Source organism: Streptomyces sp. NPDC036984 (assembly GCF_055607665.1).
Map to the genome: position 1 here is coordinate 335,700 of NZ_JBVJRL010000002.1, position 13,985 is coordinate 349,684.

Annotated in this window: 13 protein-coding genes; 8 read left to right on the forward strand and 5 right to left on the reverse strand. The window is 74.5% G+C overall.

Annotation, left to right across the window (positions count from 1 at the left end):
• Nucleotides 1-12 precede the first annotated feature (12 nt).
• The 5 genes from ACZ7DL_RS05530 to ACZ7DL_RS05550 form a co-directional block, all read right to left on the reverse strand.
• Complete coding sequence (locus tag ACZ7DL_RS05530; RefSeq protein WP_470771597.1) at nucleotides 13-1,134, reverse strand: 2-aminoethylphosphonate aminotransferase; 1,122 nt, start codon at nucleotides 1,132-1,134, stop codon at nucleotides 13-15.
• Nucleotides 1,131-2,261, reverse strand: coding sequence for a phosphonopyruvate decarboxylase (aepY, locus tag ACZ7DL_RS05535; RefSeq protein WP_470771598.1), 1,131 nt, complete (start codon nucleotides 2,259-2,261; stop codon nucleotides 1,131-1,133). The genes ACZ7DL_RS05530 and aepY overlap by 4 nt, the downstream gene beginning before the upstream one ends.
• Nucleotides 2,258-3,805 carry an isocitrate lyase/phosphoenolpyruvate mutase family protein gene (locus ACZ7DL_RS05540; RefSeq protein WP_470771599.1) on the reverse strand — a complete coding sequence of 516 codons (1,548 nt, stop codon included), beginning with the start codon at nucleotides 3,803-3,805 and terminating at the stop codon, nucleotides 2,258-2,260. The genes aepY and ACZ7DL_RS05540 overlap by 4 nt, the downstream gene beginning before the upstream one ends.
• A gap of 122 nt (nucleotides 3,806-3,927) precedes the next feature.
• Nucleotides 3,928-5,490 carry a DHA2 family efflux MFS transporter permease subunit gene (locus ACZ7DL_RS05545; protein WP_470771601.1) on the reverse strand — a complete coding sequence of 521 codons (1,563 nt, stop codon included), beginning with the start codon at nucleotides 5,488-5,490 and terminating at the stop codon, nucleotides 3,928-3,930.
• Nucleotides 5,487-6,416 carry a sterol desaturase family protein gene (locus ACZ7DL_RS05550; protein WP_470771602.1) on the reverse strand — a complete coding sequence of 310 codons (930 nt, stop codon included), beginning with the start codon at nucleotides 6,414-6,416 and terminating at the stop codon, nucleotides 5,487-5,489. The genes ACZ7DL_RS05545 and ACZ7DL_RS05550 overlap by 4 nt, the downstream gene beginning before the upstream one ends.
• 225 nt (nucleotides 6,417-6,641) lie before the next feature.
• On the opposite strand from ACZ7DL_RS05550, the gene ACZ7DL_RS05555 reads away from it, so the two are divergent.
• The 8 genes from ACZ7DL_RS05555 to ACZ7DL_RS05590 are packed head-to-tail and all read left to right on the forward strand — an operon-like array spanning nucleotide 6,642 to nucleotide 13,941.
• On the forward strand, nucleotides 6,642-7,448 hold the full coding sequence (locus ACZ7DL_RS05555) for an alpha/beta fold hydrolase (protein WP_470771604.1): 807 nt from the start codon (nucleotides 6,642-6,644) through the stop codon (nucleotides 7,446-7,448).
• The gene (locus ACZ7DL_RS05560; protein ID WP_470771605.1) at nucleotides 7,445-8,626 is read left to right on the forward strand and encodes a beta-ketoacyl-[acyl-carrier-protein] synthase family protein; all 1,182 of its coding nucleotides are present in this window, start codon (nucleotides 7,445-7,447) and stop codon (nucleotides 8,624-8,626) included. Before ACZ7DL_RS05555 ends, ACZ7DL_RS05560 begins: the two co-directional genes overlap by 4 nt.
• The gene (locus ACZ7DL_RS05565) at nucleotides 8,613-9,554 is read left to right on the forward strand and encodes a beta-ketoacyl synthase N-terminal-like domain-containing protein (RefSeq protein WP_470771606.1); all 942 of its coding nucleotides are present in this window, start codon (nucleotides 8,613-8,615) and stop codon (nucleotides 9,552-9,554) included. The genes ACZ7DL_RS05560 and ACZ7DL_RS05565 overlap by 14 nt, the downstream gene beginning before the upstream one ends.
• 46 nt (nucleotides 9,555-9,600) lie before the next feature.
• Nucleotides 9,601-10,395 (forward strand): SDR family oxidoreductase, encoded by a 795-nt coding sequence (locus ACZ7DL_RS05570; protein ID WP_470771607.1) that lies wholly within the window; start codon nucleotides 9,601-9,603, stop codon nucleotides 10,393-10,395.
• Between the two features lie 57 nt (nucleotides 10,396-10,452).
• A complete protein-coding gene (locus ACZ7DL_RS05575) occupies nucleotides 10,453-10,707 on the forward strand; it encodes an acyl carrier protein (protein ID WP_470771608.1) in 255 nt (84 codons plus the stop codon).
• Nucleotides 10,707-11,450 carry a 3-oxoacyl-ACP reductase FabG gene (fabG, locus tag ACZ7DL_RS05580; protein ID WP_470771609.1) on the forward strand — a complete coding sequence of 248 codons (744 nt, stop codon included), beginning with the start codon at nucleotides 10,707-10,709 and terminating at the stop codon, nucleotides 11,448-11,450. The genes ACZ7DL_RS05575 and fabG overlap by 1 nt, the downstream gene beginning before the upstream one ends.
• A gap of 20 nt (nucleotides 11,451-11,470) precedes the next feature.
• A complete protein-coding gene (locus ACZ7DL_RS05585; protein WP_470771610.1) occupies nucleotides 11,471-12,706 on the forward strand; it encodes a beta-ketoacyl-[acyl-carrier-protein] synthase family protein in 1,236 nt (411 codons plus the stop codon).
• Nucleotides 12,703-13,941, forward strand: a complete 1,239-nt coding sequence (locus ACZ7DL_RS05590; RefSeq protein WP_470771611.1) for a beta-ketoacyl synthase N-terminal-like domain-containing protein — start codon at nucleotides 12,703-12,705, stop codon at nucleotides 13,939-13,941. The genes ACZ7DL_RS05585 and ACZ7DL_RS05590 overlap by 4 nt, the downstream gene beginning before the upstream one ends.
• Nucleotides 13,942-13,985 lie beyond the last annotated feature (44 nt).

Here is a 13,985-nt window from a genome sequence, read left to right on the forward strand (position 1 = left end):
TCATACCCCTTTTCAGCTGTCTCGCAGGATGTCCGCCAGCGCGGCCAGGAAGCGGTCGATGTCGGCCGAGGTCATCCGGCCCATGGTCGACAGCCGCCAGTGGTCCGCGGCCAGCCGCTCCTGCGCGCGATAGATGACGAACCCGGCGGCGCGCAGCCGCCGGTGCAGCTCCTCGTAGCCGGTCGTGGCGGGCAGCCGCAGCGCGGTCAGCCCCACCGCCCGCTGCCCGGGCGGCAGCAGCAGCTCCAGACCGAGCGCCTGCAGGCCCGCACGCAGCTGCTCGGCGAGCGCCGCGTACCGGGCGTGCCGGGCCTCCCGCCCTTCGGCGAGCGCGAGGTCGAGCGCCGCCTCGAAGGCGTAGCAGGCCGGGATGCCGGGCGTGAACGCCGGCAGACCGTTCTCCTGGGCCGCGTAGTGCCGGTGCAGGTCCAGGTAGTAGGTGCGGCGCGGCCGGCCGGCCAGCGCCTCGAACGCCGCCCTCGTGGCGCTGACGAACGCCAGACCCGGGGCGCCCTCCAGGCACTTGTTCGCCGAACCGGCCAGCCAGTCGACGCCGTCCTCGGCCAGCGAGATCCGCTCGGCTCCGACGCTGCTGACCGCGTCGACGATCACCTCACAACCGTGGGCGTGGGCGATCCGGGCCACCGCGGCGACGTCGTTGAGCATGCCGGTGCTGGTCTCGTGGTGGACCACGCCGATGTGCGTGAGCCCGGGGTCCGCGGCCAGCGCCCGCTCGATCGGCTCCGGGTCCAGCGGCGTGCCCCAGCCCAGCTCCAGCCGGTGGGCGCGGATGCCGTGCGCGGCGGCGATGTGCGCGAACCGCTCGCCGTAGTGGCCGTTGTCGAGGACGAGCAGCCCGCCACCCTCGGGGACGGCCGAGCTGATCGCGGCCTCCACGGCCGAGGTGCCCGACCCGGTCAACAGCACCGAGGTGTGCGCGGAAGTGCCGCCCGCCACCAGGGTCGTCTTGTGCCGGATGCGGGTGAGCAGGTCGGAGAACTCCGGCTCCCGGTGGCACAGGTCGGGCCCGGCGAGCGCGGCGCGGACCCGGTCGTCCAGGACGACGGGACCGGGGTTCATCAGCACCGGCTGCCCGGCGGCCGTGGCCGCGAGCGGGGGTACGGAAGCGGTCATGACGCGAGTACCTCCATGAAACGGGCCGCCGACTGCGGCGGCCGGAGCGCGGGCCGGCCCAGACCGGGGTCCGAACCCGGCCTGATCCGCACCCGGATGAGCTGGGCGCCGCCCTCCGCCTGGGCGCGGCGTACCGCGGCACGCAGCTGCTCCGCGTCCGCCACGTCGTGGGTGGCGCGGTAGCCGCTCGCGGCGGCGACGGCGCAGAAGTCCACGCCCGCCGAGGCGGTGGGCTGGCCGCCGGTGGATTCGTACGCCTCGTTGTCGAGGAGGATGTGGGCGAGAGCGGTCCGGGTCTCGCGGCCGATCGCCGCCATGGCCTCCAGGCGCATCAGTGCGGCCCCGTCGCCGTCGAGGACCGCGACCGGCCGGTCCTGCGTGTGCAGCGCCACGCCCAGGGCCACGCTGGAGGCGCAGCCCATGGACCCGACGACGTACAGGTTCTCCGGCCGGTCGAAGTCGCGCTCGAGCTCGCGCGCGGTCTTGCCGGTGGTGGCGATCAGCAGGGTCGCCGGGTCCATGGCCTCGACCACCTGGGCGATGGCCTCGGCGCGCAGCATGAGGTCGGCGCGCGGGTCCGGCCCGGCGGGCGCGGCGGCCGGGTGGGGGGCGATGGCGCCCTTGGGCACGACGAAGGCGAACGGCAGCCGGGTGTCGGCCATGTGCGCGAGCGCCGCGTCCAGCCGGTCCGCCAGCTCCGGGAGGGTCCCGGGCAGCACCTCGTTGCGGATGCCCATCGACGTGAGCATCTCCGGGGTGATCGAGCCCATCAGCTCGTGCTGCGGCTCGTCCGGCTGCCCGGGGCGGCCGCGCCAGGTGACCAGCAGCAGGACCGGCACCCGCAGGGTGTGGCACAGCGAGGTCAGCGGGTTGACAGCGTTGCCGAGCCCGGAGTTCTGGAGGATGACCACCGGGGTACGGCCGGCCAGCCGCGCGCCGGCCGCGATGGCCACCGCCTCGCCCTCGTTGGCGCAGATGACGTAGTCCTGCGGATGCTGCTGTTCCAGGCAGCTGATGACCGGGCCGAGGAAGGAACAGGGCACACCGGTGAACGGTCCGAGGCCGCGCTCCTTGAGCAGGGCGACGACACCGTGCGCCGGGAGGGGACCCGGGGCGGAAGAGCTCACCGTCCCGCCTCCGTCTCCGGCAGCAGCGCGGTGGCGTGGCGCACGTCGTCCGCGGTGCGCAGCTCCAGCCAGCCGCTGGCGATCTCGACCGCGCGGACCCGCACCCCGGCGTCGAGCAGGTCGGCGATCAGCTCGCCCAGGGTGGCCGGCGCGGCGTCGGCACGCCGCTTCTCGGCCGCCTCGCGCAGGGCGGCCAGACCCCGCGCGGAAAAGACGGCCGCACCCGCGAACTCCGCGTCCGCCTGCGCACCCCCGACCGCCACGACGTCGCCGGACCCGCCGCCGACGAGCCGGCGGCCGCCGTGCGCGACCGAGCCCAGCGTCAGCGGCACCGCGTCCGCGCGCCGGGGCGCCGCGGACACGTCCGCGAGGACGGCGACGTCGGCGCCGGACGCCGCCAGCAGCCGCAGCGGCTCGCTCTCCACGAGCACGTCACCGGAGACGACCAGGGTGGGCCCGTGGTGGATCTCGGGCAGGGTGAGGAGGGCCTCCACGGCGGACGGCCCGTCCGGCGCGCCCGCCACGGTGACGTCCTCGGCGCCGCACCGGCGCAGCGCCGCGGCCTGGTGCTCGCGCAGTGACGGCACGGCGGTCTCGGCGGGGCCGGACAGCACGACGGCGCGCGGGCGGCTCTCGTAGGAGGTGATGAACTCCGCCTCGTGCCGCTTCTGCACGGCCATGCCCTGGAGGTCGAAGACGGTGGCCAGAGGCGCGATGCGGTCCTCCAGGCCGGTGGTCCGGTCGTCCCGCAGGATCTGCGCGAACGTGTCGGTCATGGCCGTGATGCCGGCCCGCAGCCCGTGGTTGGCGTAGATGACCATCTTGGCGCCCGCCTCGGCGAGTTCGGTGGCCGTGATGGTGTGGTAGGTCGTCGGGACCACGACCACCGGGACCGGCAGGCTCCAGTGGGAGAGGAACTCCAGGATCGGCTCCGGCGAGGAGCCCTTGGCGTGGATCAGCACGGCGTCGGCGCCCGCGCGGACGTACGCCTCGCCGCGGGAGAGCGCCTCGTCCATGCCCCAGCCCGCGATCAGTGCCTCGATCCGGGCGATGACCACGAGGTCCTCGGTGCGCTGCGCCTCCTTGGCCGCGGCCAGCTTGCCGCAGAACTCGCCGACCGGGGCCAGCTCCTGACGGCCCGGGATGAAGCTGTTGACCTTCGGGAACCGCTTGTCCTCGATGGAGACCGCGGCGATGCCGGCCGCCTCGTAGCGCCGGATCATGTGCATCACGTTGTGCGCGTTGCCGTACCCGGCGTCGCAGTCGGCCACCACCGGGACGTTCACCGCGGCGGCCAGTGAGGAGGCCACGCCGAGCAGTTCGCTCATCGTCAGGATGTCGGTGTCGGGCACGCCCTGCGAGGCCGAGACCTCCAGGCCGCTCGACCAGACGCCGTCGAATCCGGCGCGCTCGGCGAGCCGGGCGCCCAGCGGATTGTGGGCGCCGGCCAGCCGGACCGCCCCGGGCCGGGCGAACAGCTCGCGGAGCCGGCGCGCGGCCGAGACCTCCGGCGCCCGATGGTTTTCTGTCGTAGCGGCACCCATGCCGAATTCTCCTAGCGGGGGACAGGGCGGCGCAGCACCATTGGGGCAGCCCTGAATACAGTGGTTGGCGAAAGGGAATTCCGAACGGGAATGCCGTCCGGAACAGGGTGTGGAACGCGGACTCAGTCCCGCCTGGCCCGCATCACGACGACGGCCCCGAGCGCCGCCACCACGGCTGTGGCCCAGAGCGCGTAGTGCATTCCGTCGAGGAAGACCGACTGCGCGACGCGCTCCACGGCCGTGCCGGCTGCCGAGCCGGTGCCGAGGTCGGGCGACAGCCCGACGGCCACGGACCGCACGGCCTCGTCGGTCCGGCCGGCCGGCAGCGGGAACCCCGCGGCCGACAGCCGGGACGGCAGCCGGTCCGCCGTGACCGTCATGACGACGGCGCTCACGACCGCGATGCCGAGGCTGCCGCCGATCTGCATGGCCGTCTGCTGGAGTCCGCCGGCCACCCCCGACAGCTCCTTCGGGGCGTTGGCCATGACCAGCTTGGTGCCGCCCACCATGACCGGGCTGAAGCCGGCACCCAGCAGCAGGAAGCACAGGGTCGTGTGCAGCGTGCCGGAATCCGCGTCGAGTCCGGCCAGCGCGCACATGGCCGCGGTGATCACGGCCAGACCCAGTGCCACCGGGATCCGCGGGCCCGCCTTGCCGATCCAGATCGCCGCGGGCGGCGCGCCCACGATCATCAGCAGGGTCAGGGCGAGGACACGGATCCCGGAGTCGGCGGGGGACAGGCCGAGCACGTGCTGGAGGTAGAAGACCAGTACGAACGGCGCGCCGACCATCACGAAGCCCATCACGGCCATCGTGACGACACCCGAGGTGAACGGCGCCGAGCGGAACATCCGCGGCGGCACCAGGGGATCCCCGGCGCGCCGCTCCCACCAGACGAAGCCGCCGCCCAGCAGGGCGCCCACCGCGAGGAACGGCAGCGCCCGGGGGGCCGTACCGCCGGCGTCGGCCACCACGGCCAGGCCCCACACCAGGGAGCCGAGGGCACCGGCCACCAGCAGCATGCCGGCCACATCCAGGCGGCCGCCCGCGGCCTCGTCGCGCACGTCGCCGAGGACGGTGACGCCCAGCACCAGGGCGACGGCGCCCAGCGGGACGTTGAGGAAGAACACCCAGCCCCAGTGGGCGTGTTCGACGAGCAGGCCGCCGACCACCGGGCCGGCCGCGGTGGACGCGGCGATGACGGCGCTGCGCACCGCGATCGGCAGGTTGAGCCGGTCGGGCGGGAACGCGCTGCGCAGCAGCCCCAGCGTGGCGGGCTGCATCAGCGCCCCGAAGACGCCCTGCACCACCCGCAGTCCGACCACCCAGCCGAGGTCCGAGGCCATGCCGATGGCCACCGACGACGCGGTGAAACCGGCGGCGCCCGCCAGGAACACCGTGCGGTGCCCGAAGCGGTCGCCGAGCCGGCCCGCGGCGATCAGCAGGGCGGCGACGGCCAGCAGATAGCCGTCGGTGACCCACTGGACCCCGGTGAGGTCCGTGTGCAGGTCCGCCTGCATGGCCGGCTGCGCGACCGTGACGATGGTCCCGTCCAGCGAGACCATCATCGCGCCCACCGACAGCGTGACCACGGTCAGCCAGGGGTGGCCGCGCAGGCCGCGCCGGACGGCCGGCGCCGTCGCCGGCCCGGCCGGAGCGTCCGGCGCGGCGGGTGAGCCTGTCACGTGGCGACTCCGGGCACTTCCATCGGGGCGGCGTTCGGCTCGGTGCGTCCGCTCGGGGCGGAACCGGTGTCCTCGGCCGGCTGCCAGCCGGGCGGACCGAAGACGTAGCCGAGCTTGTGCCGGAACGTCCTGGCGCCGCGCACGTCGCGCACCATGTTCGCGAACTCGTGCAGCTGGATCTTCCAGATGCTGTACGTGTTGATCTGCTTGGTCAGGCCATACGTCGGCCGGTGCAGCTCGGGCTGGAAGGTACCGAAGATGCGGTCCCAGATGATCAGGATGCTGCCGAAGTTCTTGTCCAGGTACTCCGGGTCGCTGCCGTGGTGCACCCGGTGGTGCGAGGGCGTCACGAAGACGTACTCGATGGGGCGGGGCAGCTTGCCGATCTTCTCGGTGTGCGCGAACAGGCCCCACAGCAGGTGCACGGAGTGCATCGTGAACACCAGGGCGGGGTGGACGCCGAGCAGCGGCAGCGGCAGCCAGACCATCTTCTCGAACCACTGCGCCCACTTGCGGCGCAGCGCCGTCGACAGGTTCAGGTACTGGCTGGAGTGGTGCACCTGGTGACCGGCCCAGATGAGCCGGATCGCGTGGGCGGCGCGGTGGTACCAGTACAGCAGGAACTCCACGCCCCAGAAGACGACGAACCAGGTCGTCCACGCCGTCGACGACAGGTGCCAGGGCGCCACGTACTCGTAGACCAGCAGGTACAGCGCGAGCGCCACGGTCCGCAGGAGCGTGGACGAGACCAGCGCCCCGATGCCGGTGAGGATGCTCGCCCGGTGGTCGCGCAGATCGTAGCCCTGCCGGTCGTCCGGGTCGTCGCCGTACTTGATCGCCAGCAGTTCGATGACGATCAGCAGTGCCATGGCTGGGAGCGCGTACACCGCGGGATCGTGTAGCCGGTCTATCACTCTGTCGAGCATCGGGGCTCCTCCTCGGTTCTTCCGGAACCGTAATTCGGGGCTCTTAAGACTGGCTTACGAATTCCTTTCGAGGGCAACGGAGACTTGCCCGCAAGGCCGCGCCGGGCCATCCCAATCCGTCGTTAAGTGAGGGTTAACCGTAATTCCTTATGCTCCAACGGCCGGGCGCTCAGCGGTCGTACGACAAAGGCCCCGGCTCGCCTATGAATCGTGAGCGGGGTACCCATGAGCGCCAGTCATGTCGTCGTCCGGAAGGCCCGGGACGCGGCCTCCGGCCGCCCCGTGCGCGCCCTGGCCCTGCACGGGCTGGCGGCCACCGCGACGACCTGGCGCGCCTATGCGCAACTCGCCGCCTGCGGCACCGAGGTGTGGACCGCGGACCTCCCCTGGGGGCAGGCCGGCGGGCCGGAGTGGAGCCGGCGGGGGAATCCGGCCGACTGGATCGGCACCGCCCTGGAGCAGGTGCCCGGCGGTGTCGACCTGCTGATCGCCCACTCCTATTCCGCGCTCCTGGCGCTGGAACACCTGGCCGCCGCTCCCCGCGACGCACGCCCCGGCGCGCTCGTCGTGGTCTCGCCCTTCCACCGGCGCGATCCCGCACACTTCCACTGGGACACCGCCCAGCATTATCTGGGCATTTTCCAGGACGTCTTCGACGAGGCGCTGAGCCTCGGCTCGACCCGGCCGCTGGACGCGGAACTGCGCCGTGACATGGCACTGCTGATCCGCGACCAGGTCGGCCCCTACGGCTGGCTCCGCTTCTACGACAGCTATCTGCGCAGCCCGTTCCTCGACACGGCGGCGCTGGACCTGCCCGTCCTGGTGACGGCCGGCCGGGCCGACCGGTTCGCGCCGCCCGAGGACGCCGTCGCCCTGGCCGGCGCCCTGCCGCAGGGACGGCTGCGCCTGTTCGACGACTGCGGCCACTTCCCGATGACCGAACAGCCGCGTCCCTTCGCCGACGCCGTCGACGGATTCGCCGCCGACTGCCTCCCGCGGCCCGCCACGACCACGGAGGTGAGCGGAGCATGACGGCCACTCGCACGCCCGAGGTGCTGGTCACCGGGCTCGGCGCGGTCAGCTGCCTCGGCACCGGCGTCGACGCGTTCTGGCACGGCCTGACCTCGGCCGTCCCGCGCCCGGCACCGGTGGCCGGACTGACCGAGCTGGTCCCCGACGTCCTCGCCTACCAGGTGCCGGACGGGCCGCAGTGGTCCGCGCGGTCCGGTGAACCGGACGGCCGCGCGAGCCGGTTCGCGCTGCACGCGGCCCGGCAGGCCGTGGCCGACGCCGGACTGACCGACGACGAGATCGCGGACATGGCGGTGGTGATCGGCACCGCGGCCGGCGAGAGCGGGGAACGCGACGCGCTGACCGAACGGGCCGGCCACTGGACGCCGGTGTTCCGCCTCGCCTCCGCGGTCGGCGGGGAACTCGGCGCCTTCGGCACCAACATGACCATCGGCAACGCCTGCGCCGCCAGCGGCTACGCCCTGTCGGTCGCCATGGACCTGGTGAGCCGGGGCGAGGCCGACACCGTGCTGGTCGGCGGCGCCGAGGCACTGGCCTGGGCACCGCTGGCGAGCTTCAGCCGGCTCGGGGCCAACGACCCCGAGCGGTGCCGGCCGTTCGACGCCGAGCGCCGGGGCACCGTGTTCGGGGAGGGCGCCGCGATGCTCGTGGTGCAGTCGGCGCGGGCGGCCGCGGGCCGGGCGTCGTACGGCCGGCTGCGCGGCACGGCGTGGAGCTGTGACGCCCACCACCTCACCGCCCCGGACCCGGAGGGCGGCCAGCTGGTCCGCGCCGCCCGCGAGGCCCTCGCGGAGGCCGCGGCCGATCCCGCGGCCGTCGGCTGCGTGGTGCCGCACGGGACCGGGACCGCACACAACGACGTCGTGGAGACCCGGGTGCTGCGGGAGGTGCTCGGCGCCCACCTGGACCGGGTGCCGCTGTTCAGCCTGAAGGCGTTCATCGGGCACACCGCGGGCGCCGCCGCCGCGTTCGCCGTCGTCGCCGCCGCGCTCATGACCCGGCACGGCGTCGTCCCCGCGAACATCGCACCCGACCGGCAGGACCCGGAGTGCCCGGTGTGGCTGCCCACCGCCGCGCCCGTGCCCCTCGAACAGCCTCAGGTGCTGGTCAACGCCTATGCCTTCGGCGGCAGCAACGTGTCGCTGGTGTTCGGGGGTGAGAACCGTGACGGCTCGTGACACGGTGGCCGAGGCGGTCGTCGCCGCCGCCGGGATCGTCGTACCGCCCGACCCGCTTCCGCCGGACGGACGGTGGTTCGACCCCAAGGTCCGGCTCGGGCGGCGCGGCTACCGGTATCTGCCCGAGTCCTGCCACTACCTGCTGGCGGCCGCCCGGGACGCGCTGGCCGCGTCCGGCGACGAGCCGGAGCGGCACGCCGAGGAGCGGCGCGGGGTCGTGGTCGGCACCAACAGCGCCGTGGCCGGTCTGCACGACGACATCGTGCGCGCCGTGGGCGGCGACGGCATCGACGGGCTCAGCCCCATGACCGTGCCGTTCTTCTCGGTGAACCTCGTCGCGGCGAAGCTGTCCACCGAGCACCGTTTCAAGGGCTTCAACCTGACCGTGACGTCACCGCGGGTGGCCGGTCTGGAGGCCGTGCACCTGGCCGCCCGCGCACTGTCCGCCGGACGGGGCGACGTGGTCCTCGCGGGCGGCGCCGAGGCACCCGACCCGCGGGCCGGCGACGCCGTGCCCGAGACCGGCGCCGTGCTGCTGCTCCTGCGGCCCGCCGGCGCCGCGGGCGACACGGTGGTCAGGACCGCGCTGCGCTTCCTGCCGCCCCGCGCCGCCGGCACCCCGGCCGGCCGGGACCGGGCCGGACGCATGGTGCGGGCCGCGCTGGACGGGGTGTGCCCGGCGCCCCCGGCGGCCGTCCACCTCGTCACCGACGGCTCGCCCACGGCCCGCACGGCCGCGGACGCGGTGCGGGACTGGTGCGGCGGTACGACCCGGGTCACGGACGCGGTCACCGCGGTGCACGCGGGCGCGCTGGCCCCCCTGCGGCTGCTGGCACACGCGCTGCGCCCGGACCGGCCGGCACCCGAGGCGGTGGTGGTCGCCTCCGGGGAGGGCAACCTCGCCTTCGCCGCCGTCGACGCCCGCTGAGCCGTACCGAACCACCCACAGAGCAACCCAGAGCAAGAGGAAGAGCATGCTGTCATCCGTCAAGGGTTCGTGGTGCCTGATACTCGGCGCCTCCAGCGGCATGGGCCGGGCCACCGCGCTCGCCATGGCCCGTGAGGGCGCCCACGTCTGCGGCGTCTACTTCGGCACCGCCGCCCAGCAGGAGGAGGCCGACGCGCTCGCCGAGGAGGTGCGCGCCCTCGGCGTCCAGGCGTCGTTCCACAACGTCAACGCCGCGAAGGCCGAGTCCCGCGCCGAGGTGACCGCGCGGCTCGCCGAGCTGACCGGGCCGGACGGGGTGCGCGTGGTGCTGCACTCGCTCGCCTTCGGCAGCCTGCTCCCGTTCATCCCCACCGAGGGACAGCCGGACGTCATCACGCCCCGGCAGATGGACATGACGGTCGACGTCATGGGCCACAGCCTCGTCTACTGGGTGCGCGACCTGTACACCGCGGGCCTGCTGGGCCGCGGCGCCAAGGTGTTCGCGCTGACCAGCCGCGGCGACGGCCGGGTCATGCCCAGCTACGGCGCCGTGTCCGCGGCCAAGTCCGCGCTCGCCTCCCACGTCCGGCAGCTGGCCGTCGAGCTGGCGCCGTCCGGCATCGCGGTCAACGCGCTGCGCGCCGGACTCACCATGACCCCGGCCCTGATCCGCATCCCCGGCAGCGACGCGCTCGCCCAGCGGGCCCGGGAGGCCAACCCGCACGGCCGGATCACCACCCCCGAGGACGTCGCCGAGGCCGTCGTCATGTTCTCCGCCAGTGACTCCTCCTGGATCACCGGCAACGTCATCGACGTCGACGGCGGCGAAGGCCTCGTCTGACCGGCCGGCCCCCGGCCTCGCACCACCCCGCCTTATCAGCACGACGGAGGAACCACCATGCCCGAGCCCACCACCCTGGACCTGGAAGACCTGCGCGCCACCATCGCCGAGATCGTGGACGTCGACGTCGAGGAGGTCACCGACACCGCGGACTTCAAGGAGGACCTCGACGTCGACTCGCTGCTGGCGCTGGAGATCCTGGTCCGCCTGGAGCGCAAGTACCAGGTGAAGCTGGCCGAGTCGAACCTCCAGAAGGTGCGCTCGCTCAAGGAGACCTACGACCTGCTCGCCGAGCAGCTCGAGGCCGCCTGATGTCCGCCGGCACTCGCACGGCCCTGGTCACCGGCGGCTCGCGCGGCATCGGCCGCGCGGTGGTCGAGCGTCTCCTGACCGACGGATACGACGTCGGCTACTGCTGCCGCACCGAGCCCGCCGACGCAGCCGACCTGGAGCGGCTCGCGGAGAAGCACGGCGTGCGAGTGCACGGCGCCGCGGTGGACGTGACGGACGGCGCGGCGGTGCGCGCGTGGCTGGAGCGGACCGAGGAACTCCTCGGCGGCATCGACACGCTGGTCACCAACGCCGGCATCGTCCGGGACATGCCGCTGGCCGTGATGGGCCAGGAGCACTGGGACGCGGTCGTCGGCACCAACCTGACGGGGACGTACACCGTGTGCCAGGCGGCGATCATGTCCCTGATGCGCAACCGCGGCGGCTCGATCGTCAACGTGTCCTCCGTGGCCGGCCTGCGGGGCAACGCCTCGCAGACCAACTACGCCGCCTCCAAGGCCGGGATCGTCGGCTTCGCCAAGTCGCTGGCGAAGGAGGTGGCCCGGTTCGGCATCCGCGTCAACGTGGTCGCGCCGGGCCTGATCGAGACGGACATGACCGCCGGACTGGACGACAAGACACGCCGGAAGGTCCTCGCCGACATCCCGCTGCGCCGGACCGGCACGGCCGAGGAGGTGGCCGACGCGGTCGCCTTCCTCGCCTCGGACCGCGCCGCCTACATCACCGGCCAGGTCATCCGGATCGACGGCGGAATCGGCATCTGAGGAAGTACGGAGCACAGGTGATGGCAGTGGTGGACCGCCCCACCCGCGTGGTGGTGACCGGCCTCGGCGTTCTCACCCCGATCGGGTCGACGCTGGAGGGTTTCTGGGACGCCGCGGTACGGGGCGACGTGGGCACCCTTGCGCTGACGCGGCCGGACGCCGCCGACTTCCCCGGCCGGCTGGCCGGCGAGGTACGGGACGTCGTCGCCCCGCGCGGCGACGGCGACCGCGTCACCCGGCTGGCCATGGCCGCCGCCTCGGCGGCGGCCACCGACGCCGGACTCGACCCGTTCCCGTCCGACCCGGCCCGCTCCGGCGTCTGCTTCGGCACGCTCCTCGGCAACCGCGCCGGACTGGAGCCGGACGTCACGCGGTTCCACCGCGGCGCGGCACCGGCCGGCCCCGGCACGACCGGCCCCCGGGCCGCACGGCCCCGGCCGGTCGTGGGGCTCGCAGACGCCGTGGCCCGGCAGCACGGCTTCCTCGGGCCGAGCGCGGTCGTGGCGACCGCCTGCGCGTCGGGCAACAGCGCCCTCGCCTACGGCGCCGAGGCGATCCGCGCCGGCCGGGCCGACGTGATGATCGCGGGCGGCGCGGACGAGCTGTCCGCCGGCATCATGATGATGTTCGCCAGCCTCCGCTCCCTCACCGACGACGCCCTGCGGCCGTTCGACCGCAACCGGTCCGGACTGATCGTCTCCGAGGGCTCCGCCGCGCTGGTCCTGGAGTCCTACGCGCACGCCCGCCGGCGCGGGGCCCGCATCTACGCGGAACTCGCCGGGTGGGCGTCCGCCTGCGACGCCCACCACATGACGGCCCCGCACCCGGACGGCCGCGGCGCCCGCCGCTCCATGGAACGGGCCCTGGCCCTGGCCGGCACCCCGCTCGACCGGGTCGGCTACATCAGCGCGCACGGCACCGGCACCCCCTCCAACGACAGCGTCGAGGCGGCGGCCGTACGCAGCGTCTTCGGGGAGCACGGCCCCGCCGTCTCCTCCCTGAAGGGGGCGCTCGGCCACACCCAGGGCGCGGCCAGCGCGATCGAGGCGGTGGCCTGTGTGCTGGCGCTGCGCGACGGCGTCGTCCCGCCCACCGCCAACCTCGTCGAGCCGGACCCCGAGTGCGCCGTCGACCTCGTCCACGGATCGGCCCGGGAAGCGGCACTGGACGTCGTCGTCAACAACGCCTTCGGCTTCGGGGGCAACACGGCCTGCACCGTGTTCACCCGTCCGGGCACCGGAAGGAGCACGGCATGAGCACACCGGTCGCCATCACCGGCATCGGGCTGGCGAGCGCGCTCGGCGCGGGCCTGGACGCCACCTGGGAGGCGCTGCTGGCGGGCCGTACGGCCCGCACCACCGCGGTCCCGGCGGCCGGGCTGTACCCCGGGCCGGAGCCGGCGCCGGCCGCCGCGCTCGAGGACGACCTGTCCGACGTGCCCGCCTTCGCCCGGCGGCGGCTGCGCGCGCTCAGCCGCGAGTCGCTGCTGGTGTCCCGGGCGGGCCTGCTGGCCTGGCGGGACGCGGGCCTCGACGCCGCCCGGACGGCGGGCGACGGACCCGCCCCCGAGGACGTGGGCGTCGTCCTCGGCACCGCGGGCGCCGGCCTGACCGGCTATCTCCAGGTCCTGCACGACGGACTCACCCTCGGCGTGGACCTGGTCAGCCCCTACGCCGGCCCGCAGGGCAGCCTGAACGCCGCCGTCTCCGACCTCGCCATCGCCGCGGACGCCCAGGGCCCCGTCGTCACCGTCACGGCCGGCCGGTGTTCCGGCGCGGAGGCCCTGACGGTGGCGGCCGACCTGCTGCGCACCGGCCAGGCCGAGGCGGTGCTGGCCGCGGTGGTGGACGTACTGGATCCGCTCGCCCTGGACGCCCAGGCCGGCCGGAGCGCCGACGCGGCGGCCCCGTTCGCCGCCGGCCGCACCGGTCCGCTGCCCGGCGAGGCCGTCGTGGTCCTCGTCCTGGAGGACGCCGGACGGGCCCGCGCGCGCGGTGCCCGCGTCCACGCCGAGGTCGCCGCCGTGCGCACCGGGCTCGGCCACCCGGACGACACGGACGGCCGGGCGGCGGTCCGCGCCGTCGACACCGTCCTGGCCGAGGCCGGTCTCACCCCGGGTGACATCGGGCTCCTCAGCTCCTCGGCGGTCGGCTGCGCGGATGTCGACCGGGTCGAGGCGCACGCCCTGCACCAGGTGTTCGGCGCGGACACCCCCGCCTTCGCGGCCGGCGGCGCCCTGGGCGACTGCGCCGGCGCCACCACACTGCTCCAGGTCGCCCTGACCGCACGGGCGCTGGACGCCGACCTGACACCGCCCACCCCGGGGGCCGCCGACCGGGACCCAGCGCTGCCCCGGCTCGCGGTGACCGCCGTACCCGAGCGGCGCCCCGGCACCACGGCCGCCCTGGTCCTGACCACGGACCGGCGGCCCGCCGCGGCCGCCGTGCTGCTGCGCCGGCCCGACACCCGTGCCGCGGCCGCGGGGAACTGACGAACGTCCCGGACCGGGCACCGGCCGCCGGGTGACGAGAGGTA

What these genes read in the sequence shown, in the direction of transcription:
- ACZ7DL_RS05530 (WP_470771597.1), bottom strand. Translation starts at nt 1,134, where the DNA reads ATGACCGCTTCCGTACCCCCGCTCGCGGCCACGGCCGCCGGGCAGCCG.
- ACZ7DL_RS05540 (WP_470771599.1), bottom strand. Translation starts at nt 3,805, where the DNA reads ATGGGTGCCGCTACGACAGAAAACCATCGGGCGCCGGAGGTCTCGGCC.
- ACZ7DL_RS05550 (WP_470771602.1), bottom strand. Translation starts at nt 6,416, where the DNA reads ATGCTCGACAGAGTGATAGACCGGCTACACGATCCCGCGGTGTACGCG.
- ACZ7DL_RS05555 (WP_470771604.1), top strand. Translation starts at nt 6,642, where the DNA reads ATGAGCGCCAGTCATGTCGTCGTCCGGAAGGCCCGGGACGCGGCCTCC.
- ACZ7DL_RS05560 (WP_470771605.1), top strand. Translation starts at nt 7,445, where the DNA reads ATGACGGCCACTCGCACGCCCGAGGTGCTGGTCACCGGGCTCGGCGCG.
- ACZ7DL_RS05570 (WP_470771607.1), top strand. Translation starts at nt 9,601, where the DNA reads ATGCTGTCATCCGTCAAGGGTTCGTGGTGCCTGATACTCGGCGCCTCC.
- ACZ7DL_RS05575 (WP_470771608.1), top strand. Translation starts at nt 10,453, where the DNA reads ATGCCCGAGCCCACCACCCTGGACCTGGAAGACCTGCGCGCCACCATC.
- fabG (WP_470771609.1), top strand. Translation starts at nt 10,707, where the DNA reads ATGTCCGCCGGCACTCGCACGGCCCTGGTCACCGGCGGCTCGCGCGGC.
- ACZ7DL_RS05585 (WP_470771610.1), top strand. Translation starts at nt 11,471, where the DNA reads ATGGCAGTGGTGGACCGCCCCACCCGCGTGGTGGTGACCGGCCTCGGC.
- ACZ7DL_RS05590 (WP_470771611.1), top strand. Translation starts at nt 12,703, where the DNA reads ATGAGCACACCGGTCGCCATCACCGGCATCGGGCTGGCGAGCGCGCTC.